Below are 26,459 nucleotides of genomic sequence, written 5' to 3' on the forward strand. Positions count from 1 at the left end.
TTGCTTAGGATCGGCGGATGCGAAACGAGGGTGCGGCGGGACTGGCGACATTGCTCGCCCTGGCCGATTCGCGCCTGCCCATCGGCGGGCACGTGCATTCGGGCGGGGTCGAGGAGGCGGTGTCGTCGGGGCTGCTGCGCGACAACGCGAGCGTGGAGCTGTACCTGCGACGGCGCGTCGCCACCTCGGGACTGGTGACCGCCTCGCTCGCCGCCGCGGTCTGCGCGGGCACGCTCACACCCGAACGTGCCGAGCTCGAAGCCGACGCCCGCACCCCCGCCCCGGCCGCGCGCACCGCATCCCGCGCGCAGGGGCGTGGGCTGCTGCGGTTGGCCAAACAGTTGTGGCCGCACCAGGATTGGGTCGCGGCGGGTCCGCGTCCGCACCTGTCGACAGTGTTCGGAATGGTCGGCGTCGCGACCGGTGCCACCACCGAACAGCTCGCGGGCGTCGTCGTCTACACCACGCTCACCGGGGCCGCGACCGCCGCGCAACGCCTGCTCGCGCTCGACCCCGCCGCCATCGCCGCGAGCACCGTGCGCCTCGCGCCGCTGTGTGACCGCGTCGCCGCCGAGGCCGCCCTCGGACTCGCGGCGCTGTCGGATCCGCTACAGGACGCGATGGCCGAACGTCACCTGCTGCGGGACATGCCGCTGTTCGCCTCCTGACCCCCGCGGACCCATCGCCGGTGTCCGCGTCCCGTCCCCCGAACATCCCGAGAAGAATGGAGCCCCATGCCTCCCCACCTGATCGACGGCGAACCGCACGATCACAGCCACGACCGGCCCAAGCGCGACCGCGCGGCCGGGGAGGCGCTGCGGATCGGGATCGGCGGACCGGTCGGGTCCGGCAAGACCGCGCTGGTCGCCGCGCTGTGCAGGCAGCTGCGCGACGAACTGTCCCTCGCGGTGCTGACCAACGACATCTACACCACCGAGGACGCGGACTTCCTGCGCCGCCACGCCGTGCTGCCCGACGAGCGGATCACCGCCGTGCAGACCGGCGGCTGCCCGCACACCGCCATCCGCGACGACATCACCGCCAACCTCGACGCCATCGACGATCTGGTCGCGGCCAACCCGCCGCTGGACCTGATCCTGGTCGAATCCGGCGGCGACAACCTCACCGCCACCTTCTCCTCCGGCCTGATCGACGTGCAGATCTTCGTCGTCGACGTGGCCGGCGGCGACAAGGTGCCGCGCAAGGGCGGACCCGGCGTCACCTTCTCCGACCTGCTCGTGGTCAACAAGACCGACCTCGCCCCGCTGGTCGGCGCCGACCTGGGCGTGATGGAGCGCGACGCCGCCAAGGTGCGCGAAGGCCGTCCCACCGCGCTGGTCTCGCTCACCGACGACCCGGCCGCCACCCCGGTGCTGGCGTGGGTGCGCGAACAGCTGCGGGTCGCCGCCGAACAGGACGCGGCCACCGGCGTTGCGCACTGAACTGAGCATTATCGCGGCACCGGGCAGGTTGCCGCGCATCGACGCGGTCGGCGGCCTGGCCGGGCGCCACACCGGCACCGACACCGTGCACCTGATCGGCACCGCCGCGACCCCGCTGGGCGGGGACGAACTCGACATCACCATCGTCGTGCGGCCCGGCGCGCGGCTGGTGGTGCGCTCGGTCGCGGCGACGATCGCGCTACCCGGCCCGGACACGCTGTTCTCGAGCGCGCGTTGGCATTTCGAGATCGGGGCGGGCGCCGAACTGGATTTCGATCCCGAACCGACCATCGTGGCCGGTGGGGCGATCCACCACACCGTGACCACGGTGCAGGTGGCGCCCGACGCGCGGCTGCGGCTGCGCGAACGGGTGCAACTGGGCCGCAGCGGTGAGGACGGCGGCGGGTGGCGCGGGGATCTGAGCGCGGATCTCGGTGACATTCCGCTGCTGCGACACCGGCTCGAGGTGGGTGCGGGTGCCTCGACCGACGACCGGTTGACCGCGCCGCGCGCCCTCGACAGCGAACTGGTCTACCCCGACACCAGGCCCGCGTGGGCGGGCAGCGTCGAGGAGGTGCGGTTGCCGCTGGCGGCGGGAGGATCGCTCACCACCCGCACGAGTGCGAGGTTGCACGCGGCAGTCGCCGTGCACTGATGGGTGCGCGTCGGGCCGATCGACGACGAAGGGGAGCCGGGCACTCGGCCGGGCTCCCCTTCGCGATAACAATCGACTACGCGTCGACGAGCACACCCTCGGAATCAGCCGGGGTCTCGCCGTGCGCGGGGGCGAGGAAGCCGCTCGCCGCACCCACCGCCGCGCCGATCCCGGCCCCGACCGCCGTGAACGGCAACGACACCGCCATGTAGGCGACGGCCGCGCCCAGGATCGGGCCCGCGACCAGACCGACCGGCAGCAGCGGAATGCCGGCGACGAGCCCGGCGACCGCGCCCAGCGGGGCGCCCAGCATCGCGATCGGCGAGGCGAGGGTGTTGCCGATCGCCGCGCCGCGCACCGCCGAACCGATGGTCTCGGCCGCGATCCGGTCGGACCGGCTGCGCTCGAGGCCGACCGAGTCGAGGAAGGTCGCCAGGTCCGCCTCGGTGCGCGCGGACGCGTCGTTGATCTGGATCGAGGCGTCGACCGGAACGAAGTCGGGCACCGGAACCAGCTGGTCACCGAAACGGAACTGGCCCGGCGGCGGCAGGATCGGCGCCACCGGGGTGACCGCGGTGGGCGCGTGCAGCGTGCCCACCGGGGAGAGATAGTCCTGCTCGGGACCGGAGCGCGCGTTCTGCAACGAGCTGCGGGTATTGGCGGGTACCACGGCGTCGGCCACCACCGTGTCGACGCCGGGCGCGGCCTGGTCGGACTGGGTCACCGCCGCCTGCGTGGGATCGGCGTTCGCGGTGCCGGTGCCGACCAGCGCCATGATCAGCGGTACCGCTCCGGCAGCGACGACCGACCCCACTTTGTGTCGCTGCGGGTTGGGTACCCTGTGTTTCCCCGTCGCCATAGATCACCTTTCGTCTTCCGGTTCGGTCACACATATGACGTCCGGCATTCGGATCAGTGCTCGGCGCGGATGGGTCGCAATCGCCCGCGAGCCGCAAACGTTACAGGTGCTACCCGATCTTGCGTTGTTCCTCGGTGAGCGGTTCGGCACTCGCCGGTGGCGCGCCCACATCGGCCGCGAGCTGTTTGGCCTCGGCCTGATCGGCGTTGACCTCCTCGATCGCGAGTCGGGCGAAGATCCACTGCTCGGTCGCCGCCATCTGGCCGCGATTGCGACCCAGGAACGACACGAACCAGCCGATCACCGTGACGATGCGGCTGCGGTAGCCGACCAGGTAGTACAGGTGCAGCGCGAGCCAGGCGAGCCAGGCGAGAAAGCCGCTGAACTCGAGCTTGCCGATCTGGCAGACCGCGTCGAAGCGCGAGATCGTGGCCATCGAGCCCTTGTTGAAGTACTTGAACGGCCTGCGCTCGTCGGCGGTCTGACCGTGCAGCCCGGCCTTGATCGCCTTGGCCGCGTAAGTGGAACCCTGGATCGCGCCCTGGGCCTGGCCCGGCACGCCGGGCACCGACATCAGATCGCCCACCACGAACACGTTCGGGTGACCCTTGACGGTCAGGTCGGGCTCGACGATGACGCGGCCCGCCCGGTCGACCTCGGTGCCGTCGGAGCGCTCGGCGATCATCTTGCCCAGCGGGCTGGCCTGTACGCCCGCCGACCACACCTTGCAGGTGGCTTCGATGCGGCGGGTGGAGCCGTCGGCGTCCTTGACGACGACGCCGTTGGCGTCGACGCCGGTCACCATGGCGTTGAGCTGGATCTCCACGCCCATCTTCTCGAGCCGCTTGGCGGCCTTGTGGCCGAGCTTGGGGCCCATCGGGCCGAGCACCGCGCCCGCGCCCTCGAGCAGGATCACGCGCGCGTCACGGGGGTCGATGGTGCGGAAGGTGCCGTCGAGCGTGCGGTCGGCGAGTTCGGCGATCTGACCGGCCAATTCGACACCGGTGGGGCCCGCGCCGACGACGATGAACGTCATCAGCCGATCGCGGTCCTCCTGCGTGGTGGCCAGTTCGGCCTGCTCGAACGAGCCGAGAATGCGCGCGCGCAACTCGAGCGCGTCGTCGATGGTCTTCATGCCCGGCGCGAACGTGGCGAAGTGATCGTTGCCGAAGTAGGACTGCTGGGCGCCGGTCGCGACGATCAGGCTGTCGTAGTCGGTGACGGTGTCGCGATTGAGTAGTCGCGAGGTGACCTTCTTGCTCGCCAGGTCGACATCGATCACGTCGCCGAGCAGCACCTGCGCGTTCTTCTGCTTGCGCAGGACCAGGCGCGTGGCCGGGGCGATCTCGCCGGTGGACAGGATGCCGGTGGCCACCTGGTAGAGCAGTGGCTGGAACAGGTGGGTGGAGGTTTTGGAGATGAGGGTGACATCGACATCGGCCTTGCGCAGATGCCGCGTTCCGAACAGTCCGCCGAATCCGGAGCCGATCACCACGACGTGGTGCCGCTTGTTGGCAGACCGCTGTTCGACAGGTTCAGTGCTCATCGTCGCGCTCCTCGACTGACTGGGGCGGGCCCCGCGGTGGTGGTGACAGAACCTCGAGTCCGACAATACGGGATGTGGGGGGTCAGCGACCTGACAGCAGCAGTTCGGCCACGCGAGTGTCGGTTTCGGCTCCCTCGGTGTATCCCCCGGCGTTACCGAGCGCGTTCATGATCGCCAACGTATAACGCTCGTCGCCGCCCGCGACACCGACCGAATTGACCACCCAGCCGTCGGCTTCGGCCGACCAACCGTTCTTCAGACCGGGCCGCATCCGCGCGCCCGCGCCCCACACGCCCCAGTGCTGGTTGGAGTCCACCGAGCGCATCCGGTCGAGCAGGTAGGCGCGGTCGTCGGGGTGCATGGTGTCGAGAATGCTGTTCATCAGCCGGTCCAGGTCGGCGGCGGTGCACTTCTGGAACGACCAGTCCGGGAACAGCGCGGTGGTGGTCGGCTGCGGGATCAGGCTGACCATGCCGTAGGCGCGGAAGGCGTTGTTGTAGGCCATCCGGTCGAAGCCGATGTACTTGTGCCACAGCACGTCGGCGGCGTGATCGTTGGAGGTGGCCAGCATGGCCTCGAGGTTGAAACGGTCCTCCGGGGCCAGCCCGATCGCGCCGACCCTGGCGCGGTTGAGCAGATCGGCGGCGATGGCGAGTTTGATCGTGGAGGCGGTCCAGATCTGCTGCTCGGCGTGCTGGTTGGCGTAGACGCCGCCGGTCTTGCGATCGCGCAGCACATAGCCGACCACGCCGGGGCGACCGGCGAGATAGGCGTCCACGCGCGCGATCCTGGCACTCATATCGGCGTCGAATCCGGGCACCGTCACCTGGGTCAGGGCGGGCGGGGCCGCGTGGGCTCCGGCGACGAGAACGGGCACGCCCGGGGTGAGGGCGGCGCCGGCGGCGAGCAGGCAAGCAGTTGCTGCGACTCGGGAAACGACACGGGTGGAACGAGAACGGTCACGCACGAGGGACCACATTCGCACACCCGCGCCCACATCGCACTAATTCGCCCGAATCACCCCGCCTCGGACGGCGCCGTTGGGGCGCACGATGATTGCGCTCAGTGGTGCGCGGCGTGCGGGGTGGCGATGGGGCAGCCGTTGAGGCGATGGCAGTGTTCGAACGCTTCGCCGTGGCGGTCCAGCGGCCACGAGTGCAGGACCTGATCAGGCCCGTAGCGGCGGGAATTGATCAATTCCCAGCGCGCGCCGACGCGACGGACGATGAAGCCACCATCGGGAACCAGGGCTAACACCTGCGCGATCATGAAACGAAACCAGCCTTTCGCCCGCGGCCGAACTGTCCCACCGGAGGAGCAACGATCCCACGGGCGCGCACGGGGTCGTCGCAGGCGCGGCGGGGACCGCTCGGGGTGTGGCGTATCTCACTAACCCGGTTCAGTGATGGTCGCGGGGGCGCGCGATTGCGGGTCGGTCGCTGGGCGTATAAACAACGGATGCCGTTGCACCTCCATCGCGCCGAACGCGCCGACGCGTTGGCCGACGGACTGGGGCGATTGCTGGCGGCGGTGCCCGCCGATCCGTTCGTTCCCGAGGTCGTGTCGGTGCCTGCCAAAGGCGTGGAGCGGTGGTTGGCCCAGCGACTGTCCGGGGTGCTCGGGGTCGACGGCGGGGCCGGAGACGGGATCGCCGCCAATATCGCGTTTCCCGCGCCCGCCGCGCTCGTGGCCGAGGTGCTCGCGGGGGCCGGTGGGGTCGCGCCCGCCGATGATCCGTGGGTCGGTCAGCGGCTCGTGTGGACGCTGCTGCGGGTGATCGACGAGAGCGCCGCCGAACCGTGGGCGGCGGTGCTGGCCCGCCATCTCGGGCTGCCGGAGTCCGATCATCGCCTCGGTCGGCGCTATGCCACCGCCGCGCACCTGGCGGCGCTGTTCGAGTCGTATGCGGCGCAACGGCCGCGGGTCCTGCTGGACTGGACGGCGGGGGCCGACACCGACGGTGCGGGCGGGCCGGTGCCCGACGATCTGGCCTGGCAGCCGCGACTGTGGCGGGCGTTGCGTGCGGCGGTGGGGTCGCCGAGTCCCGCCGAGCGGCTCGCCGCGGCCTGCGCGCGGTTGCGGGCCGCGCCGGATTCGGTGGATCTGCCGGAGCGGCTGTCGGTTTTCGGCCTCACCCGGTTGCCCGCCGACCAACTCGCGGTGCTGTCGGCGCTGGCCGTTCACCGGGACGTGCACCTGTGGATGGCACATCCGAGTCCGCGGCTGTGGGAGGCGTTGTGCGGTGCGCGCGACCTTCCCTCGGCCGACCTTGTCGCGACCCGCGCCGACGCTGTGGACGACGAAAACCGCAGTGCCGGTGGGGAATCGGCACACGATGTCAGGGTCGGTCCGCGCGTCGCCGATCGCAGTGCCGATCTCGTCGCTCACCCGCTGCTGTCCGGGCTCGGTCGGGACGTGCGGGAGTTGCAGCTGCGGCTGATGCCGTTGCTGGACAGCGATATTCACCTGACCGGTGCCGAACCCCCGGCCACGCTGCTCGGCGCCGTCCAGCAGGCCCTGCGTGAGGATCGGACACCCGAGTCGGGTGCGCACCCGGACGGGACCGTCGAAGTGCACGCCTGCCACGGACCCGCCCGGCAGGTGGAGGTGCTGCGGGATCTGCTGCTGCGGATCTTCGCTGCCGACCCCACGCTCGAGCCGCGCGACGTGCTGATCATGTGCCCGGATGTCGAGGCGTACGCGCCGCTGGTGCGGGCCGCGTTCGGGCAGCGCGGAACCGGTGTCGACCTCCCGGTCGAGGGCGAGCATCCGGCGCACCAGCTGCGGGTGCGGCTCGCCGATCGCGGGCGCGCGGTCACCAATCCGATGCTCGCGGTGGTGCTCGAGCTGCTGGAACTGGCTGACGGGCGCGTCACGGTGACGCAGGTGCTCGACCTGGCCGCGAGCGAAACTGTCCGCCGCCGTTGCGGTTTCGACGATGACGAGATCGAACGGCTGCGCCAGTGGGCCGCCGAATCCGGTGCGCGGTGGGGGATCGGGCAGCGGCAACGCGAGGCGTTCGGGCTGGCCGACTTCGCGCAGAACACCCTCAACGCCGCGGTCGACCGCATCCTGCTCGGGGTCACCGCCGACGAATCCGGCGACGACTGGCTCGATCTGGCGTTGCCGCTCGACGATGTCGACTCCAACGATGTCGATCTGGCCGGTCGCTTCGCCGAGTTCATCGACCGGCTCGCGGTCTGCCTGCGTGATCTGCGCGGCCCCCGCCCCGGCGCGGAGTGGACCACGGTGCTGCTGCGCGCGGTCGAGCTGCTCACCGAGGTGCCGGTCGCGCAGTCCTGGGTTCGCGCCGAAGCGCGTCGCGAGATCGTCGCCGCCACCGAACACGCCGACCGGACCCCGTTGCGCCTGGCGGATGTGGCGGTCCTGCTGACGAGTCGGTTGGCCGGTGGTCCCGGCCGCGCCAATTTCCGCACCGGCGAACTCACGGTGTGCACGCTGGTGCCGATGCGCTCGGTGCCGCACCGGGTGGTGGTCCTGCTCGGTCTCGACGACGACGTCTTCCCCCGTCCGGGCAGTGTCGACGGTGACGATCTGCTGGCCCGTGACCCGCTCGTCGGCGAACGCGACGCGCGCGGCGAGGACCGCCAACTCCTGCTCGACGCGATCATGGCGGCCGGTGAGCGCCTGGTGGTCCTGCACACCGGCGCCGACCCGGTGACCGGTGCCGTGCGCCCGCCCGCCGTGCCGGTGGCCGAACTGCTCGATGTGCTCGCCGCCCACGTGGGCCCGGCCGCGAGGGACGCCGTCCACGTGCGCCACCCCCTGCAAGCCTTCGACCGCCGCAACTTCGCCCTGGGGAACCCGCGCAGCTTCGATCCCGTCGCCCTCGCGGGTGCGCGCGCCGCGGCCCGCCCGTCCCAGCCGCGCCCGCCGCTGCTCACCGCCCCGCTCCCACCGGTTCCGGCCGCGGATATCGCACTGGCGGAACTGATCTCGTTCGCCGAACATCCGGTGCGCGCGTTCCTGTGGCAGCGCCTCGGGCTGCGGGTGCCCGAGGAATCCGAGGACATCGCCGATCAGCTCCCGATCGAACTCGACGGCCTGGCGAAGTGGGATCTGGGCGAACGGATGCTGACCGCGCGCCTCACCGGCGCCGACCCGGCCGGGCTGCGGGCGGCCGAGTGGCGTCGAGGAACGTTGCCGCCCTTCGGTTTCGGGACCAAGGTGCTCGACGAGGTGGAGGGCACCGTCGACACCCTGGTCCGCACCGCGCTGCCCGACTACGAGGCGCCGGCGCGCGCGGTCGACATCGCCATCGACCTCGGCAACGGGCGCACCCTCGCGGGCACGGTTCCCGAGGTGCGCGGCGAGACGCTGGTGCGCACCACCTACTCCCGGCTGGCGCCGAAACACCGTCTGGCCGCGTGGGTGTCGCTCCTCGCGCTGGCCGCCACCGAGGACCGCTCGTGGCAGGCGATCAGCACCGGGCGGGGTCAGTTCCGCAGCCGACCGGTCACCCGGTCGATCATCACCGCACCGGAATCGACGGCGGCGCTGGCGATCCTGCGCGACCTGGTCCGTCTGCGCGATGAGGGACTGTGCGAACCGCTGCCCTGCGCACCCACCGCCACCGCCGCCTACGCCGAGCGCCGCGTCCGGGGCGACAGCGTCGCCGACGCCCTGCTCGCCGCCGAACACGCCTTCGACGGCGGACAGCACGGCCCCGACAAATTCGGCGACCACACCGACCGCTACCTGCGCTACGTGTGGGGTCGCGCGCCCCGATTCGCCGCGCTGGCCACCGAATCCGCGCGACCGGGCGAACCCGAGACCACCCGCTTCGGTGCGCTGGCCCGTCGCTGGTGGGCGCCGTTGCTCGCCGCGGAAAGTCAGGGGCAGCCGTGACCGGGACGATCTCCGCGCCGACCGCGTTCGACGCCACCGGCCCGCTGCCACAGGGCACCACCGTGCTCGAGGCCAGCGCGGGCACCGGCAAGACCCACGCCATCGTCTCGCTCGCGGTCCGCTATGTGGCCGAGGCCGGGATCGCGATCACCGAACTGCTGCTGGTCACGTTCAGTCGCGCGGCCACCCAGGAACTGCGCGAACGCACCAGGGACCGTTTCGTCACCGTGGCGGCGGCCCTGGCCGAACCCGACGCGGCCCGCCATCACGCCGACGAACTCGTCCGCGCGCTGGCCGAGGCCGATCCGGTGACGGTGCGGCAGCGCAGGCACCGATTGCTCACCGCCCTGGCCGATTTCGACGCGGGCACCATCGCCACCACCCACTCGTTCTGTCAGCGGATGCTCGACGAACTCGGTCTGGCCGGGGAACACGATCCGGGTGCCCGGCTGGTCGAATCGGTCGACGACCTGGTCGCCACCGTCGCCGACGACCTGTATCTGGCCCGCTACGCCCGCGCTCGGGCTCCCTTCTCGCTGCGCGACGCGCACACCCTCGCGCTGGCCGCGGTGCACGACCGCCACGCCGAACTCGCGCCGCGCACCGACGGGACCGCGGGCGAGCGGGTCGCGTTCGCCTGCGCCGTGCGTGCCGAGACCGACCGGCGCAAACGCCGTGCGGGACTGCGCGATTTCGACGATCTGCTGGTCCTACTGCACGACGTGCTCGCCGATCCCGAGCACGGGCCGCGCGCTCGCGCCCGGATCCGGCAGCGGTATCGGGTCGCGCTGGTCGACGAGTTCCAGGACACCGACCCGTTGCAGTGGGACATCCTGCGCCTGGCCTTCCACCAGCACGCCACCCTCGTCCTGGTCGGTGACCCCAAACAGGCCATCTACGCCTTCCGTGGCGCGGAGGTGCTCAGCTATCTCGACGCCGTGAGCTCGGCCGATCGGCGCAGCGAGCTCACCCGCAACTGGCGCAGTGACGCCGGGCTGCTGCGCGCGGTCGACCACCTGTGCGGCGGTGCGGAATTGGGGCATCCCGAGATCAGCGTGTACCCGGTGACCCCCACCCGCCCGGCCACCCGCCTGCACGGCGCGCCGGAGATGATCACCCCGCTGCGGGTGCGGGTGCTGCCGCGCACCGGCGCCGGACCGCGCAACAAGTCGGGTTTTCCCTCGGTGGGCAGGCAGCGGGCGAAGGTGGCCGACGACCTGGCCGCCGACATCGTCACCCTGCTCGAATCCGGCACCACCATCGAGGCCAAACCCGAACGCGGCGTGGATCATTCGCTCACCGAGGTCGGTGACGGGCGGGTGCGCAGGCCGATCGGGCCCGGCGACATCGCGGTGCTCGTGCGGACCCGCTCGCACATCGAGGTGGTGCGGGCGGCGCTGGATCGGGTCGGGGTGGCCTCGGTGCTCGCCGGTGGCACCAGCGTGTTCGCGACCCCGGCGGCGACCGACTGGCTGTGGGTGCTGCGCGCGCTGGAACAGCCGCATCGCGGTGACCGGGTCCGGCTGGCGGCGTGTACGCCGATCCTGGGGGCGAGTGCCGCCGAGATCGACTCCGGCGGTGCGGATCTCGTCGGTCGGATCTCCACGCAGTTGCGCGACGCGGCCCGGCTGTTCGCGCGCGCCGGGTTCGCCGCCGTCTTCGACAAGCTCGCCACCGAAACCGATCTCGCGCCGCGCCTGCTCGCGGTGGACAACGGCGAACGCGAACTCACCGACCTGCGCCACCTCGCCCAGTTGCTCGACGAGGTGGCCATGGCCGAAGGGTTGGGGCTCACGGCACTGACCCGCTGGCTCGCCGACCGGGTGCGCGAGCCGGAGGCGGGCAGTGTCAGCGGGCGCAGTCGTCGGCTCGATCGGGACGCGGCGGCGGTACAGATCGCGACCGTGCACGCCAGCAAGGGGCTCGAATTCCCCATCGTGTACCTGCCTTTCGCGTGGGACAGCGCCAAGAACCCCTACCCGGCGACGCTGCTGTTCCACGACGACCACGGCACCAGGGTCCTCGACATCGGCGGCAAGGAAGCGCCCGGCTACAGCGAACGCCAATTGCGCTGCGAGACCGAGGAATCGGGGGAGGAACTGCGGCTGCTGTACGTGGGGCTGACCAGGGCCATGTGCCAGGCGGTGCTGTGGTGGGCGCCCGCGGTGACCACCGGGGCGGCGCCGCTGCACCGGATGATGCTGGGGCGGCGACCGGGTTCGGCCCAGGTGCCGCGCCGCGCCGAGATCCCCGCCGATTCTGCTGCGGTGCAACGGATTTCCGACTGGGCCGCACCGGCGGGCGAGGTGATCTCGGTGACCGCGGTGGACCGGCCCGAGGATGTGGCGCCGCGGCGGGTGCGCGCCGACCTGCCGACCGGTGAGCTGGCGGCCGCGGAGTTCACGCGTTCGCTCGATCAGCAGTGGCGGCGCACCTCCTACTCGGCGTTGACCGCGGGCGCCCATGACGCGGCGGGTGCGCGCGCGGAGGAACCGGAGGACGGGCCGGGCCCCGACGACGAACCCGCCGAGGCACCCCTGGACGCCCCGGTCGCGGCCACCGGGGCGCCCTCGCTGATGAACGCGCTGCCCTACGGCGCCGAATTCGGCACCCTGGTCCACAGCGTGCTCGAAACGGTCGACACGTCGGTGCCCGACCTGGCCGCCGAGGTGCGTGCGCGGTGTGTCGAGGCCGTCGAGCACACCATGGCCGAACTCGATGTGGACCTGCTGGCGACCGCGCTGCTCGAAGTCATGCGCACCCCAGCCGATTTCGGGTCGCTGGCGGCGATTCCGACCCGCGACCGGCTCAACGAACTGGACTTCGAACTGCCCCTCGGCGGTGGGGACACGCCCGGCCCACGATCGGCGGGCATGCACGCCATCGCCGCCCTGCTACGCGCGCACCTGCCCGCCGACGACGACCTGGCCGAGTATCCCGATCATGTTGCGGCGCTGCCGGATACGGTGCTGCGCGGGTATCTCACCGGCAGTATCGACGCGGTGCTGCGGGTGCCCGACGGGGCGGGCGGGCACCGCTATCTGATCGTCGACTACAAGACCAACCGGCTCGGCACGGGTGACCTCACGGTCGAGCACTACCGGCGTGAGCACATGGTCGCGGAGATGATCCGGTCGCACTATCCGCTCCAGGCACTGCTGTATGCCGTGGCGCTGCACCGGTATCTGCGGTGGCGGCTGGCCGGATACGACCCGGCCGTGCACCTCGGCGGCGCGCGATATCTGTTCGTGCGCGGCATGATCGGGGCCGAGACGCCGTCGGGGCACGGGGTGTTCGACTGGTATCCGTCGGCGGAACTCGTGGTGGCGCTGTCGGATCTGCTGGCGGGGCCGCGATGAGGGCTGGTCTGTACCCGCGACCCGCCGACGCTGTCGAGGAGGGGCGATCGTGACGTCGATTCAGGTGGCGCAGCGGGGGACCGGGTTGCTGCGGGTGTTCAACGAGGCCGGCGTGCTGTCGGCGGCGGATGTGCACGTGGCCGTGCGGCTGGGACGGCTCGGGCGTGAGGACAGTGAGGATGTGCTGTTCGTGGCCGCGCTGGCGGTGCGCGCGGTGCGGTCGGGATCGGTGTGTCTGGAACTGTCGCGGATGCGGGAGATCGGCATCGATGCCGACGAAAACCGTGACGGCACACCGGGAATCGACCCGGCGACACTGCCGTGGCCCGATACCGACCGGGTGCTCACCGCCCTGCGGCGCAGCCCGCTGATTCGCGGTGGACAGTCGGGGCCGTTGCGTCCGCTGCGGATCGTCGAGGCCGACGCCGAGGGCGGGGCGCTGCTCTACCTGGACCGCTACTACCAGCAGGAACAAACCCTGCGTCGCGTGCTGATCGAACGCAGCACCGACCACCCGGTGATCGATCCCGAACTCGTTCGCGCCCAACTGGATCGGCTCTTCGCCGACCCGCTGGGCGAGGGCCCCGACCGGCAACGCCTGGCCGCCGCCCTGGCCGCGACCCACTGGACCACCGTCGTCGCGGGCGGGCCCGGCACCGGCAAGACCCACACCATCGCGCGCATTCTCGCCCTGCTCACCGCCCACCGCGCCGCCAGCCCCAAGCTGCCCGCCCTGCGCATCGCCCTGGCCGCCCCCACCGGCAAGGCCGCCGCCCGCCTCCAGGAAGCCGTCCGCGAACAGGCCGCCGACCTGGGGCTGCCCGAACTCACCGCCGCCACCCTGCACCGCCTGCTCGGCTGGCAGCGCGGGCGCACCACCCGCTTCCGCCACCATGAACACAACCGGCTGCCCTACGACGTGGTCGTGGTCGACGAGACCTCCATGGTGTCGCTGACGATGATGAGCCACCTGTTCTCGGCCCTGCGCCCCGACACCCGCCTCGTCCTCGTCGGCGACCCCGATCAGCTCGCCTCCGTCGACGCGGGTGCGGTGCTGGCCGACCTGGTGGCCGGGCCGGTGACCGGGGCACCCAACCCGGCGTTGCGGGAGATCCTCGATCTCGAGGAATCGCGAACGGAGCGGACCGGCGCGCTCGGTTACGAACAGTCGGTGGGCGCCGGTGATGGGCGGGCGGTGAGCGCCGGTGACGGGCAGTTGGCGGGCGCTAGTGACGGGCAGTCGGCGGGCGCCGGTGATGGGCGGTCGGCGGGCGCCGGTGGCGGGCAGTCGGCGGGCGTCGGTGCGGATTCGGGTGCTGTGGCGTCGAGCGCGACCACCGACTCCTCGACCGGCGGCTCGGTGAATTCGACTGTGGCACAGGGGCTCAGCGCGCTCGAGCGGCGGCGGTTGCAGGGTGGGATCGTGCGGTTGACCAGGGGGCGGCGGTTCGGTGGGCACATCGCCGATCTGGCGGTCGCGGTGCGGGCGGGCGACGCCGATACGGCCCTCGCGATCCTACGGGCCGGGGGTGAGGATGTGTCGCTGTGCGGTCCCGACGATGTGCGGGCGGTGCGGGCCGATGTCACGACCGCGGCGCTGGCTGTCACCGCCGCCGCTGATGCGGGGGACGCGGTCGGGGCGCTGAGCGCGCTGGAATCGCACCGGCTGCTCTGCGCGCACCGCCAGGGCCCCTTCGGCGTCGAACGGTGGGATCGGATGGCGGCCGAGTGGGCGGCGGCGGGCGGCGCCGGACCCGAAGGGCCGCAATCGGTCTGGTATCCCGGGCAACCACTGCTGGTCACCGCCAACGACCACGAAGCCCGCATCTACAACGGCGACACCGGCGTCATCATCCGCCGCCCCGACGGTTCCCTGCGCGCGGCCCTGCAACGCGGCAGCGAGCCCTACCTGGTCCACCCGACCCAATTCCCCGCCGTGGTCACGGTTTTCGCGATGACCATCCACCGCAGCCAGGGCAGCCAGTACGACACGGTCTCGGTGGTCCTGCCCGAACCCGAATCCACCCTGCTCACCCGCGAACTCCTCTACACCGCCATCACCCGCGCCCGCACCCACGTCCGCATCATCGGCACCGAGGACTCCATCCGCGCCGCGATCGGCCGCCGCGTCCTACGCGCGAGCGGCCTGTCCAGAACCGTCGCACCCCAGTCCTGATCGCGATCGGCCGACAGCTGGGCGGGGCGGCGCAGTCGACGCGGTGCAGAGGATCTCGCACCGAACCGGGTGTCGGGAACTTGATCGTGACCTGCGTCGATGTGGTGGGATCGCCGCACGGCCGACAGGCAGGTCGGGACCACCGTGCGGCCGACCGGCAGGTTGGGATCGCCGTGCGGCCGACAGGCAGGGTGGGACCATCGTACGGCCGACGGGGATTACGGTGTCGGCCGTGCGGTGGATCAGTGGGCCGAGCTGCGGGACAGGTTCCAGGCCCACCACGGGTCGTTGTCGACCTCCGAGCGGATGGTGGATTCGATGCGGGTTCGCAGGTCGGTGGGGAGGGGAGTGAGGGCGGGGAGGATGTCGGGGGACAGGCTGCTCAGGTAGTCGGTGTCGAGGCGGCCGCTGGTTTGCCAGCGGTCGATATTGCGTTCGGCGACAAGGTGTTCCGGGTCGACCACGGCCAGGGCGATGAGGGTGCCGAGGGCGGTGGCGAGCGCGGCGCGGGTGACCCAGGTCCAGCGCAGGCGGGCGATGGCGAACAGCACCAGCACGTACACCAGGCCCACCCACAGTTCGAACACCGTCACCAGCAGGCGCAGGACGGTGAAGCCGTAGGCCTGCTGGTAGGTCCACATGCGGGCGAGCGCGGAACCGACGATGACCAGGGCCAGCACGCTCACCGCGCTCAGCAGCACGCGCAGGGACAGGCGGTCGGTGGCGTGGGCCTGGACCGACCAGTGCAGCACCGCCAGGATCACGGCCAGGGTCAGGATGCTCACGGCCGACAGCTGCCAGAACCCGCTGCGCGCGTACTCGGCGTAGGTCAGGCCCGCGGTGCGCTGCACGTAGTCGTCGCCACCGAACAGGGCGACGAACTGGGCGCCGACGAACACCGCGAACAAGGTGGTCAACGCGCCCACCGGCAGCATCCACTCACCGCGCGACCACAGGCGCAGTGGCCGAACCGAATCCGCCGCTCGCGCGGGCGGCCCGGCCAGCACGTACAGCGCGCCGAGCGCCCCGATCGCGACGACCACGAACAACGCGATCCAGCCCCAGGTCGCCGCCGCGTCCACGGTCGGCACCAGGTCGTTGAGCAGCCCCGCGAACGTCGCGTCGGCCCCGCCCAGCAGCGGAACGAACACCACCAGCAGCGCCGCCGTGGCCGCCACCGACACCCCGTAGCGCCGCACACTCGCCTGCGCGGGCCGCGAATCCCGCACCCCCGAGAACGCCCACGGCACCGCACCGAACACCGCGCACGGCACCGCGAACACATCGTGCACGATCCCGCGCACACTGCGCCGCCCCAACACCGCCAACGACCCGGCGACCCCGGCCCCGATCACACACAGCACGAACAACCACCCGGCCGCCCGAAACGTCCCCACCCCGAGCAGTGCCAACGCGGCCACCGCCCACCACACCCGATCGTGCACCGAAACCGGCTGTGCGCCGGCGACAGGTGCCTCCGAGTCCGCCGCCTCGCCCGCCAGCGGATCTGCTACATGGCCACCCGTGCTCGAGTCGACACCGTCGCGAGGGAGCGGACCTGCCTTCGTGCCACCGAGTTCCGTGCCGTTGTCGGTCAGCGGCGCTGTCTTCGTGTCACTGAGTTGTGCACCGTTGTCGGTCAGCGGGCCTGCGTTCGTGTCACTGAGTTCTGCGCCGTTGTCGGTCAGCGGGCCTGCGTTCGTGTCACTGAGTTGTGCACCGTTGTCGGTCAGCGGGCCTGCGTTCGTGTCACTGAGTTCTGCGCCGTTGTCGGTCAGCGGGCCTGTCTTCGCGTTACCGAGTTCCGTGCCGTTGTCAGTCAGCGGACCCGCCTTCGCGTCACCCACTTCCGTGCCGTTGCCAGTCAGCGGACCTGTGGTCGCGCTCGCGGTGGGTTTCTCGGCGTCGATGGCGGCTGATGCCGAGATCCCGTCAACGGGTCGGCCTGCCCTCGGGTCTGTTTCGGAGTCGTCGTCACCCTGTCCGTCGGTGGGCCGACCCACTACCGTGCTCGCTCCGGAGACCTTCGCGGAAGGTTCGACCGCCGGCTGGGCACGCACACCGGTGGCGTCGTCATCGGGGGCGGAATTCTGTTGCGCCCCAGCAGTGTTCACCCCGAGTGCATAGTCGGAGGTGGGCTCTCTGACATCGACCGACGTCGGGGCCACCCCCTCAGCCGCGCTGTCGATCTCGGGAGTATCGGATACCTCCGCCGACCGCGATGTGGACGAGTTCGTTTCCTCGGGGCCGCGAGTGCGGGCGCGGTAGTCGACCACGCACAGCGCCCCCGCCGTGGTGAGCCCCGCGAGGAGCCAGCCGATGCCGGGGCGGTCGACGGGGATCACCGTCGCGCCGACGATGCCGGTGATGGCGGCGGCGGGCAGGACGCCCGGGGGACGGGCGACCATGCGCCAGCGGGGTGGGACCGGGGGGATCGGTGGGGGCATGGTGGGCAGGGCGGGCATGGGACCGAGGGCGGCCGGTTGCCAGGGTTGCGCGGGCCGGTCGGTGTTCTCGCGTCGGGCGGCGAGCAGGGTCGTGACCGGCACCGAACTCGACTCGGCCGGTTCAGCGGGTGTTTCGGACAGTGACTTCTCAGACATGGTTTTCCCCTCCGATAGGTGTGCGACATGGGCCCGGGACCGTGTGGTCTCGGGAAGTGGTCGGTGTGGGTCAGTGCGGTGGCAGGACCACGCGCATGCGGGAGCCGGGGTCGGCGACGGCGATGGTGCCGCCGTGCAGGTCGATCACCCAGCGGGCGATGGCCAAGCCGAGGCCGGTGCCGCCGCCGTCGGTGCGTCCGCCCCGGGTGAAACGGTCGAAGACGGTGGCGCGCTCGGCTTCCGGGATGCCGGGGCCCTCGTCCTGGATCTCGAGCACGGTGGCCTCGGGTCGCGCCGTCACCGAGACCCGCACCTCGCCGCCGGAGGGCCCGTGCCGGGCGGCGTTGTCGAGCAGGTTGAACAGCACCTGGTGCAGCCGTGCGCGGTCGGCGTAGACGACGGCGTCGGCGGGTTCGACCGAGGTCGTGAACCGCACCCCGCGTCCGAGCGCGGCCGTCATCACCTCGGCCTCGGCGATCACCTGCGCCAACAGTGTTGCCACCGGCAGGTTTTCGCGATCCAGGGTGAACGCGCCCGCTTCGATGCTGGACAGATCGAGCAGTTCGGACACGAGCAGTCCGAGCCGTTCGGTCTGGGCCAGCGCGGTGCGCAGGGTGGCCGGATCGGGTTCGCTCACCCCGTCCACGAGGTTCTCGAGCACGGCGTGCAACGCGGTCACCGGGGTGCGCAGCTCGTGGGAGACATTGGCGATGAGGTCGCGGCGCTGACGGTCGGCGGCGGCCAGATCCGCGGCCATCTGATTGAACGCGGTCGCCAACTGACCCACCTCGTCACGCGAGGACGCCCGCACCCGAAAGCTGTAGTCGCCGTGGGCCATATGGCGTGCGGCGGCGGTCATCTGGCGCAGCGGGCGGGTGATGCCGTGCGCGAGGAACTGCGAGGTGATCAGCGCGATCACGAACGCGGCGAGCGTGGTGCGCGGCGGCAACCAGCCGATCTGCCACCGGAAATACCCGAACGCCACCCCGCCCGAACACAACATCAGCACGGCCAGTTTGAGTTTGATCGAGCGCAACCGGTCCAGCGGACGCGGCAGCACATCGGCGATCCGGTCCATCACCGTCGGCACGGGCACCCCGTGTTCGCGGGTGATCATCGCGCGTCCAGGGCGTACCCGACACCGTGCACGGTGCGGATCAGATCGGCACCGAGCTTGCGCCGCAACGCTTTCACGTGGGAATCCACCGCGCGCGTGCCCGCCGCGTCGGACCAGTCCCAGATGTCCTCCAGGAGGCGTTCCCTGGCCAACACCGCGCGCGGCCGTTGCGCGAGCCGGGTCAGCAGATCGAATTCCAAGGGGGTGAGCCGGGCTTCGGTGACCCCGCGCCACACCCGCCGCTGCGCCAGATCGATCCGCAGGTCACCGACGACGATGCTGCTGTCGCCGCGCTCGGCGGCCCGCTCCACCCGACGCAACAGCGCGTGCACCCGCGCGGCGAGCACCCGCATCGAGAACGGTTTCGTCAGATAGTCGTCCGCGCCGACTCCCAGCCCGACCAGCTGATCGGTCTCGTCGGTGCGCGCGGTGAGCATGAGCACCGGCACCGGCCGGGCGGCCTGGATCCGGCGACACACCTCGAGCCCGTCGAAGCCCGGCAGCATCACATCGAGCACCACCAGGTCCGGTGCGGTCGCCGCGGCCGCCGCCACCGCGGCCGGACCGTCGTGCGCCAGCTCGACCACGAAACCCTCGGCCCGCAACCGCGCCGCCACCGACTCCGCGATCGTCACCTCGTCGTCGACCACCAGGACCCGGCGAACCGCCGGACCGGACCCGCCCCCACTGTTTTCCATGGTGCGACCCTAGCGAGGCCGTGTGGAGGGATGTGCGCCCGAATGTGGAGATTCTGTGTGGGTGTGGGCTCAGACGTCCGGGAAGATTCCGGGCAGCTCCATCGCGTAGGCGAGGTCGTCGCGGGTGCCGAGGGTGACCAGCAGGACCCGGATCATGGTCAGCCGGGCCTCCGAGGCCAGCACCGGATCGGGATCCTCGCCGGGCTCGGTGCCGGCGGCCAGCCGGTAGACGATGTACTCGCACACGTGCAGGGCCGCGTCCAGGTCCAGCGGCGCGGGTGGGCGGCGACCGAGTTCGTCGAAGGATTTGCGCACCAGCGCGCGGATGTCCTCGATCGCGCGTTCGCGATAGGCCGACACGACCGAGCTCGGGTCGTGCAGTTCGGCGAACAGCGGGCGCAGCATCGGCCCGTGCCCACGCGCCCAGTCCATATAGGCGTCGATCAGGCGTATACCCAGCTGAACGGGCTCGTCGGTGCCCTCGAGCGCCGCGCCGATCCCGCCGACCAGCCCGTCGTTGGACACCTCGAGCACCGCGTGCAGCGGCTCGGCGGCGTTCCCGAAATAACGGTAGAACGTGGGTCTGGCCAGGCCCGCCTGCTCGATGATCTGGGCAACGCTCAATCCGCGCGAGCCGTGCCGGGCGAACACCGCCGCGGTCGCGTCCACGATCCGGGCGCGCACTTCCTCGGCCTGCTCCTGGGTTTGCGGCGGACGACCACGACGTACCGCCGTCGCTTCCTCGGTCATCGACACCTCCTCACCCTCGGCGCACGCGCACTGAAAGCTTGACACGAACCAGGGCGCACGGATTAATCTAACACTAGTGTTCAGCAAATAATCTGAACCTGCGCGACCCGCTTGCGCGCGACACTTTCGTTGAGGAGAAGGGCCGACAATGACGACCGCCCCCGAGTTGACCGCCGAACCGACCGCGCTGCCCACCAGCCTGGTCAAGCCCCTGTTCGATCGCGGAGTCGCCGGCGGCGCCCCGTCGGTCCCCGTCTTCGCCCCCGCCACCGGTCACAAGATCGGCGACCTGCCGCAGTCCTCGATCGCCGATATCGAGCGCGCCTTCGCCGTGGCCCGCCACGCGCAGCGCGACTGGGCCAAGGTCGAGGTCAAGACGCGCACCGAGATCGTGCGTCGCTTCCACGACATCCTGCTCGCCGAGCAGAACACCATCCTCGACATCGTGCAGACCGAGACCGGCAAGTCCCGGCCGCACGCCTTCGACGAGGTCGCCGACGTCGCGCTGAACTCGCGCTACTACGCCACCGTCGCGCCCAAGCTGCTCGCCGACCGCAAGCCGCGCGGCGTGCTGCCGGTGCTCACCTCGGTCGAGGTGCACAACCGGCCCAAGGGCGTCGTCGCGGTCATCTCGCCGTGGAACTACCCCCTCGCGCTGGCCGCCTCCGACGCGCTGCCCGCCCTGATCGCGGGCAACGCGGTCATCGCGCGCCCCGACAACCAGACCGCCCTGTCGGCGCTGTGGGCCATCGACGCCGCCGAGCGCGCCGGTCTGCCGCGCGGGCTGTGGCAGGCGGTGCTCGGCCGTGGTCGCGAGATCGGCGGCGAGGTCATCGCGCGCGCCGACTACGTCGACTACACCGGCTCCAGCGCCACCGGTCGCACCATCGCCCAGCAGGCCGGTGAGCGCCTGATCGGCTACTCCCTCGAGCTCGGCGGCAAGAACCCGCTGCTCGTGCTGGCCGACGCCGATGTCTCCAAGGCGGCGAAACTGGCTGTGCGCGCGTGCTTCTCCTCGGCCGGTCAGCTGTGCGAGTCGATGGAGCGCATCTACATCGACGCCGCGGTTTATGACCAGTTCGTCGCCGAGTTCGTCGGCAACGTCAAGAACATGTCGCTCGGTGGCGAACTCGACTACAGCCGCGACATGGGCTCGCTGACCTTCCAGCGTCAGCTCGACACCGTCACCGCCCACGTCGACGACGCGGTCGCCAAGGGCGCCAAGGTGCTCGCCGGTGGCCGCGCCCGCCCGGACCTGGGCCAGTACTTCTACGAGCCCACCGTGCTCGCCGACGTCGCGCCCGGCATGACCGTCTACCGCGAGGAGACCTTCGGCCCGGTCGTCTCGGTCTACAAGGTCGACTCCGACGAAGACGCCGTCGAGGCCGCCAACGACACCGCCTACGGCCTCAACGCCAGCGTGTGGAGCCGCGATGTCGACCGCGCCAAGGCCGTCGCGGTGCGCATCAACGCCGGTTCGGTGAACATCAACGAGGGCTTCAGCGCCGCCTGGGGCAGCGTCGACGCGCCCTCGGGCGGGCTCGGCATCTCCGGTCAGGGCCGTCGCCACGGACCCGAGGGCCTGCTGAAGTACATCGACACCCAGACCGTCGCGGTCCAGCGGGTGCTGCCGATCGCGCCGCTGCCCGGCATGTCCGAGCAGATGTGGGCCAAGACCATGACGGTCGTCTTCGGTGTCATGAAGACGCTGCGCCAGAAGTAGTCGGAAATCGAGCAGGGGTTAGGTAGTCGTCAGATGAAGTTGGAAACGGTCGCGGGCAAGCGGGTGCTGGTCACCGGCGCCGCCATGGGTCTGGGCAAGTTGTTCGCCGAGAAGGCGGTCGCCGAGGGCGCCGACGCGGTGGTGCTGTGGGATATCAACGAGATCGCGTTGCGCGAGACCGCCGCGCAGCTCACCGCCGCGGGCGGCAAGGTGCACCACTACGTGGTGGACGTGTCCTCGCAGGACTCGATCCGGGCGGCGGGTGAGGCGGTGCGCAAGGAGGTCGGCGGCATCGACATCCTGATCAACAACGCGGGCATCGTGCGCGGCAACACCTACTTCTGGGAAACCGAGAACCGCGCCGACATCGACAAGACGATGGCGATCAACTCGCTGGCCCCGATGTATGTGACCCTCGAGTTCCTGCCCGCCATGGTCGCCGGCGCCGGGCAGGCGCGCGTGCTCAACATCGCGTCCTCGGCCGCGCTGGTCGCCAACCCGCGCATGTCGGTGTACGCGGCCTCGAAGTGGGCGGCGCTGGGCTGGTCGGACTCGGTGCGCCTGGAGCTCGAGCAGGCGGGCCACGACCACGTGAAGGTCACCTCGGTCTGTCCCACCTACATCAACACCGGCATGTTCGACGGGGCCAAGGGCATCCTGTTCACCCCGATGCTCGAGCAGCACGAGGTCGTCGACACCTCCTGGACGGAGATGAAGAACGGTGGCGCGCTGGTGGTCATGCCGTGGACCTCGCGGATGAACCGGGCGCTGACCGGCCTGCTGCCGATCAAGGTGCGCGATCTGTACCTCAACGCGGTGGGCGTGTACCACTCGATGGATCAGTTCACCGGACGCAAGTAGGCACTCGGTGCGCGAACGCCCCCGTCGGTTCGGCGGGGGCGTTTCGCGTGCTCAGGGGGTGCCGATGACCACCGTGGCGTAGTGGTCGCGCGAGCGCGCCACCCGGGATGCCAGACCGTGCGCGGTGAGCACCGCGCACGCGGTCTCCACCTGGCCCGCACCGATCTCCACCAGGACCCGACCGCCGGGCGCGAGCCACTGCGCGGCACCCGCGGCGACCCGACGGAACACATCGAGGCCGTCCTCGCCGCCGTCCAGGGCGACGAGCGGCTCGTATTCGCGCGCCTCCGGCGGCAGCTGCGCGACCCGCGCGCTGGGCACGTACGGGGTGTTGGCGAGCAGGAGGTCGACGCGGCCGCGTAGATCGCCGGGCAGCGCGTCGAACAGGTCGCCGCCGAACACCGGTGCGTGCAGCGCCGCCAGATTCTCCCGCGCGCACGCCACCGCGACCGGGTCGATATCGGCGGCGACGAGTTCGACGGCGCACCCGCGCGCGGTGAGTTCGGTGGTCGCGCTCAACCCGAGAGCCCCGCAGCCGCAACACAGGTCGACCATGCAGACTCGCGTCGCCGTCGTCGCGATCACCGCCTGTTCCACGAGGAACGCGGTGCGCTGACGCGGCACGAAGACCCCGGGGCGCACCCGCACCCGCATGCCACGGAATTCCACCCAGCCCAGCAGATATTCGAGCGGGGTGCCCGACACCCGCTGCCCGACCAGCGCGTCGAGTCGGTGCTGATCGCCCGCCGCCGCGTCGAGCAGCAGGGCGGCCTCGTCCTCGGCGAACACACACCCCGCGCGGCGCAGCGCGCCGACCACGTCGGCGAGTACGGATGAACTCATCCTCTGATTGTCTCGCGCCCGGCCAACGGTTTTCGGGGCGAACCGGTCGTGGGTGCCCGCCGCCATGGCCGGGTCGAGGCCGCCGAGCCTGGTCAGCGCGTCCCCGACGGCGGCCGTGTCACCGGCGTAGTGCGACCGGATGGCGTGCAGCGCAAGGGCTTCGGTGTCGTGGGGGTCGGCGGCGATGAGGGCGCGCAGGTCGGCGCGGCCTGCGACGTCGTCACCGTTGGTGAAGTGCTGCTGCGCGGAGTTGTAGAGCGCGGTCACCTCCGCGTCGGCGGTGGCGGGGCGCGGGACGGAGCGGACATCACCCTACGGTCGCGCGCACGCGTCGCACCGGACCCCGACCAGGTCCCGCGCGTCGGCCGGGGTCCGCGTCGGAGGTTGCGCGCCTCGCGGCCCGGCGGAGGGGGGTGGGGGTGGCGGCGGATAAGGTGACTCATCGTGGATACCGCTTCGCTGACCGGCAAGGAACTCGCCGCCGCCATCAACGCCGACTCGAAGGAGCGCGCCGCCGCGCTCACCGCCGCGGGCACCGCGCCCACCCTGGCGCTGGTGGTCGCCAACGACGACCCGGCCAGTGCCTGGTACGTGAACTCGCTGCGCAAGGCCGCCGAACGGCTCGGGATCGCCTGCGAGCGCATCGATCTCGGCGCCGACGCGAGTGCCGAGACGATCCGCGCCGAACTCGACGCGCGCAGCGCCGACCCGGCCACCGACGCGATCATGCTGCAGACCCCGCTGCCCGCCGGGGTCGACCTCGACGATGTGAGCTCGGCGATCGCCGCGAGCAAGGATGTCGACGGGGTCAGCCCGCTCTCGCTCGGCCTGCTCGCCTCGGGTCTGCCCGGTTTCGTGCCCGCGACCTCCGAGGCCGTGGTCGAACTGCTGAAGCATCACGGCATCGCGCTGCCGGGCCGCCTGGTCACCGTGGTCGGCCGCTCCAATATCGTCGGCAAGCCGCTGGCACAGCTGTTGCTCGCCGAGAACGCCACCGTCACCGTCGCCCATTCGCGCACCGCGGATCTGGCCGCGGTCACCACCCCCGCCGACATCGTGGTCGCCGCGGCCGGCCGGATCGGACTGGTCACCGGCAAGCACATCGGCGAGGGCGCCGTGGTGATCGATGTGGGCACCAACGAGGCCGCCGACGGTGGCATCGTCGGCGATGTCGAGGCCGCCTCGGTGCTCGGCAAGGCCACCGCGCTGAGCCCCGTGCCTGGCGGTGTCGGGCCGGTGACCACCGCGCTGCTCATGCGTCACGTGGTCGTCGCGGCCGAGAACGCCCGCGCCTGACCACCATTGCCGAAGCCCGACCTCAGTGTCTCGAGGTCGGGTCCGGTCAGCGGCTGATGAGTGCCCGGCTCCTGACGCGGACCGAGTGTTCGGTCAGCGCGCGGGCGCGATCGCGGTGATCAACGTCTTGGTGCCGACGGCGGCGGTCTCCACGAGCTGCGCCGAGTAGCTGTAGGGGACGGCGTCGGGCGGGTACACGGTGACGGTGACCCGGTACTGTCCCGGCACCGTGATCGAGGTGATCTCCACGCAGTGGCCGGTCCCCACCGGGGTGGCGTCGATCCCGGCCTGGATGGCGTCGGCGGGCGGCGCCACGGCATCGGGAGCCAGCAGGGTGCGCGCCTGATCACCGGAGCGGGCGACGTAATACGCGTGCTGGAAGGCCAGGATCGCCGCGACGCCGGAATCGGTGCCGCCGGACCCGTTGCCGCGCACCGTGTTCCCGGATTCGACCGTGGGGCACTGGCTCGCGAGCGGATTCACCGCGGGCGCGCTCAGCGGCGTGCTCGCCGCGGTGGATTCCGGTGCGGGACCACGCAATTGGAGATAGGTGCCACCGATCAGCACCGCACCGGCCACCGACGCGGCCAACGGCGCGATCCACAACGGCACCCGCCGTCGCGGCGACCGGTCGATCATGCGCGCGAACGCCTCGTCGTCGCGCCCGTAATCCGGTGCGGTGCGCGAGGATTCGTCCGCCGCGTCGGCCGTCGGACGGGGCGGGTAGGTCCGCGCCTCGTCCTCGGCAGGCGTGGCGCGTGGCGGGAACGTCTCCGCTTCCCGCTGATCAGCCGACGAACGCGGCGGGTAGGTGTCGGCGGGCCTGCGCGCGGCGGAAAAGGAATCGGCACCGTAGGGATCAGCGGCCGGGCGCGGCGGAAAGGTGTCGGTGGGTCGGCCGACTGTCGGCGCGGCATCGGCGCCGTAGGGGTCGGCGACCGGGGGGTACGTGTCCGTGGTTCGGCTATCGATGGTCGGCGCGGCAGTGCGGGCGTCGGCGCGGTACGGATCGGCGACCGGGGGGAACGTGTCGGTGGGTCGGCCGTCGATCGTCGGTACGGCGGCGAAGGTGTCGGTGCTGTACCGGTCGGCCGGGCGGGCCGGGGGGACCGTGCCGTACGCGGGGTTCGGGGTGTCGAAGTCGAGGTCGAGGGTGAGGTGTGGGGGGAAGGTGTCGGGGGCGCGGTGTGCGGCCGGGCGCGGGGTGACGGGGTGGGAGGTGTCGTCCCAGAGGTCGGGGGTGACGATCGGGAACTCGTCGGTGTCGGGGCCGTTGTCCTCGATCGCGAAGGGGCGATCGTGCTCGGCGGCGAACGGCTCCGGCTCGTCGGCGGCGTCGGGAAGACTGTGGCGCGCACCGGGATCGAATTTCCCGCCCACCACCGGTAGGCGGTCGGTGGGGTAGGCGGCGTCGATCGGAACCACGTTGTCGTACTCGGGTTCTCGCTCGCTCTCCGACGCGATGATCGGAATGCCGGCGGGTGTCGTCGGACCGCCCTCGATGCGGTGCCGGGCACCGCCGACCGATTGCTCGGTGAGGCGACGCGGACGCGGCGCGCCCAGGTCACGGGCGCGCCGGATCGGAGTCACCGCGGCGGACGGAGCACCGGCCGATCCCGGGTCCTGCTGTCGAGCCCCGATCGGTCTGTGCGCTTCCGGTCG

Annotated in this window: 19 protein-coding genes; 9 read left to right on the top strand and 10 right to left on the bottom strand. The window is 71.3% G+C overall.

The features are described from left to right. Positions 1 to 17 precede the first annotated feature (17 nt). The 3 genes from ACFP3H_RS13540 to ACFP3H_RS13550 all read left to right on the top strand — a co-directional run bounded on the left by ACFP3H_RS13540 (position 18) and on the right by ACFP3H_RS13550 (position 2,097). Positions 18 to 668 carry an urease accessory protein UreF gene (locus ACFP3H_RS13540; protein WP_378604972.1) on the top strand — a complete coding sequence of 217 codons (651 nt, stop codon included), beginning with the start codon at positions 18 to 20 and terminating at the stop codon, positions 666 to 668. A 66-nt stretch (positions 669 to 734) separates the two neighbouring features. Then, positions 735 to 1,442 (top strand): urease accessory protein UreG, encoded by a 708-nt coding sequence (ureG, locus tag ACFP3H_RS13545; RefSeq protein WP_378604975.1) that lies wholly within the window; start codon positions 735 to 737, stop codon positions 1,440 to 1,442. Further along, positions 1,432 to 2,097: an urease accessory protein UreD gene (locus tag ACFP3H_RS13550; protein WP_378604978.1), complete on the top strand. Its 666-nt coding sequence runs from the start codon at positions 1,432 to 1,434 to the stop codon at positions 2,095 to 2,097. The genes ureG and ACFP3H_RS13550 overlap by 11 nt, the downstream gene beginning before the upstream one ends. A 76-nt stretch (positions 2,098 to 2,173) precedes the next feature. Here ACFP3H_RS13550 and ACFP3H_RS13555 read toward each other — a convergent pair whose 3' ends face one another. The 4 genes from ACFP3H_RS13555 to ACFP3H_RS13570 all read right to left on the bottom strand — a co-directional run bounded on the left by ACFP3H_RS13555 (position 2,174) and on the right by ACFP3H_RS13570 (position 5,771). Then, a complete protein-coding gene (locus ACFP3H_RS13555) occupies positions 2,174 to 2,911 on the bottom strand; it encodes a hypothetical protein (protein WP_378604981.1) in 738 nt (245 codons plus the stop codon). A gap of 154 nt (positions 2,912 to 3,065) precedes the next feature. Then, positions 3,066 to 4,502, bottom strand: a complete 1,437-nt coding sequence (locus tag ACFP3H_RS13560) for an NAD(P)/FAD-dependent oxidoreductase (protein WP_378604984.1) — start codon at positions 4,500 to 4,502, stop codon at positions 3,066 to 3,068. An 82-nt stretch (positions 4,503 to 4,584) separates the two neighbouring features. Beyond that, complete coding sequence (locus ACFP3H_RS13565; RefSeq protein WP_378604987.1) at positions 4,585 to 5,481, bottom strand: serine hydrolase; 897 nt, start codon at positions 5,479 to 5,481, stop codon at positions 4,585 to 4,587. Positions 5,482 to 5,564: 83 nt separating this feature from the next. Further along, positions 5,565 to 5,771 (bottom strand): hypothetical protein, encoded by a 207-nt coding sequence (locus ACFP3H_RS13570; protein ID WP_378604990.1) that lies wholly within the window; start codon positions 5,769 to 5,771, stop codon positions 5,565 to 5,567. Between the two features lie 189 nt (positions 5,772 to 5,960). On the opposite strand from ACFP3H_RS13570, the gene recC reads away from it, so the two are divergent. From recC to ACFP3H_RS13585, 3 genes are read left to right on the top strand one after another with little or no spacing between them, the layout of a single operon-like run. Further along, positions 5,961 to 9,371 (top strand): exodeoxyribonuclease V subunit gamma, encoded by a 3,411-nt coding sequence (gene recC / locus ACFP3H_RS13575; protein WP_378604993.1) that lies wholly within the window; start codon positions 5,961 to 5,963, stop codon positions 9,369 to 9,371. Beyond that, positions 9,368 to 12,730 carry a UvrD-helicase domain-containing protein gene (locus ACFP3H_RS13580; protein ID WP_378604996.1) on the top strand — a complete coding sequence of 1,121 codons (3,363 nt, stop codon included), beginning with the start codon at positions 9,368 to 9,370 and terminating at the stop codon, positions 12,728 to 12,730. The genes recC and ACFP3H_RS13580 overlap by 4 nt, the downstream gene beginning before the upstream one ends. A 49-nt stretch (positions 12,731 to 12,779) precedes the next feature. Continuing rightward, positions 12,780 to 14,906, top strand: a complete 2,127-nt coding sequence (locus ACFP3H_RS13585; RefSeq protein WP_378604999.1) for an AAA family ATPase — start codon at positions 12,780 to 12,782, stop codon at positions 14,904 to 14,906. 242 nt (positions 14,907 to 15,148) lie between these two features. Here ACFP3H_RS13585 and ACFP3H_RS13590 read toward each other — a convergent pair whose 3' ends face one another. From ACFP3H_RS13590 to ACFP3H_RS13605, 4 genes are all read right to left on the bottom strand, one after another. Beyond that, positions 15,149 to 17,509 (bottom strand): DUF4153 domain-containing protein, encoded by a 2,361-nt coding sequence (locus ACFP3H_RS13590; protein WP_378605002.1) that lies wholly within the window; start codon positions 17,507 to 17,509, stop codon positions 15,149 to 15,151. Between the two features lie 70 nt (positions 17,510 to 17,579). Then, a complete protein-coding gene (locus ACFP3H_RS13595; RefSeq protein ID WP_378605527.1) occupies positions 17,580 to 18,587 on the bottom strand; it encodes a HAMP domain-containing sensor histidine kinase in 1,008 nt (335 codons plus the stop codon). A gap of 35 nt (positions 18,588 to 18,622) precedes the next feature. Further along, complete coding sequence (locus tag ACFP3H_RS13600) at positions 18,623 to 19,324, bottom strand: response regulator (protein WP_378605005.1); 702 nt, start codon at positions 19,322 to 19,324, stop codon at positions 18,623 to 18,625. 69 nt (positions 19,325 to 19,393) lie between these two features. Further along, a complete protein-coding gene (locus tag ACFP3H_RS13605) occupies positions 19,394 to 20,074 on the bottom strand; it encodes a TetR/AcrR family transcriptional regulator (protein WP_378605008.1) in 681 nt (226 codons plus the stop codon). 148 nt (positions 20,075 to 20,222) lie between these two features. On the opposite strand from ACFP3H_RS13605, the gene ACFP3H_RS13610 reads away from it, so the two are divergent. Together ACFP3H_RS13610 and ACFP3H_RS13615 are read left to right on the top strand one after the other, a co-directional pair. Further along, the gene (locus ACFP3H_RS13610; protein WP_378605011.1) at positions 20,223 to 21,797 is read left to right on the top strand and encodes a succinic semialdehyde dehydrogenase; all 1,575 of its coding nucleotides are present in this window, start codon (positions 20,223 to 20,225) and stop codon (positions 21,795 to 21,797) included. Between the two features lie 33 nt (positions 21,798 to 21,830). After that, positions 21,831 to 22,658 (top strand): SDR family NAD(P)-dependent oxidoreductase, encoded by an 828-nt coding sequence (locus ACFP3H_RS13615; protein WP_378605014.1) that lies wholly within the window; start codon positions 21,831 to 21,833, stop codon positions 22,656 to 22,658. Positions 22,659 to 22,709: 51 nt separating this feature from the next. On the opposite strand, the gene ACFP3H_RS13620 is transcribed toward ACFP3H_RS13615, so the two are convergent. After that, entirely contained in the window at positions 22,710 to 23,768 is a 1,059-nt protein-coding gene (locus ACFP3H_RS13620; RefSeq protein ID WP_378605017.1) for a putative protein N(5)-glutamine methyltransferase, read from the bottom strand. Between the two features lie 177 nt (positions 23,769 to 23,945). Between ACFP3H_RS13620 and ACFP3H_RS13625 the strand changes: the two genes are divergently transcribed. Next, positions 23,946 to 24,797: a bifunctional 5,10-methylenetetrahydrofolate dehydrogenase/5,10-methenyltetrahydrofolate cyclohydrolase gene (locus ACFP3H_RS13625; protein WP_378605020.1), complete on the top strand. Its 852-nt coding sequence runs from the start codon at positions 23,946 to 23,948 to the stop codon at positions 24,795 to 24,797. Positions 24,798 to 24,890: 93 nt separating this feature from the next. Here the strand turns inward: ACFP3H_RS13625 and ACFP3H_RS13630 are convergent, their stop codons facing one another. Beyond that, on the bottom strand, positions 24,891 to 26,387 hold the full coding sequence (locus tag ACFP3H_RS13630; protein ID WP_378605023.1) for a DUF8176 domain-containing protein: 1,497 nt from the start codon (positions 26,385 to 26,387) through the stop codon (positions 24,891 to 24,893). Positions 26,388 to 26,459 lie beyond the last annotated feature (72 nt).

The sequence above is a fragment of the Nocardia lasii genome, assembly GCF_042658545.1.
GTDB classification, from domain to species: Bacteria; Actinomycetota; Actinomycetes; order Mycobacteriales; family Mycobacteriaceae; genus Nocardia; species Nocardia lasii.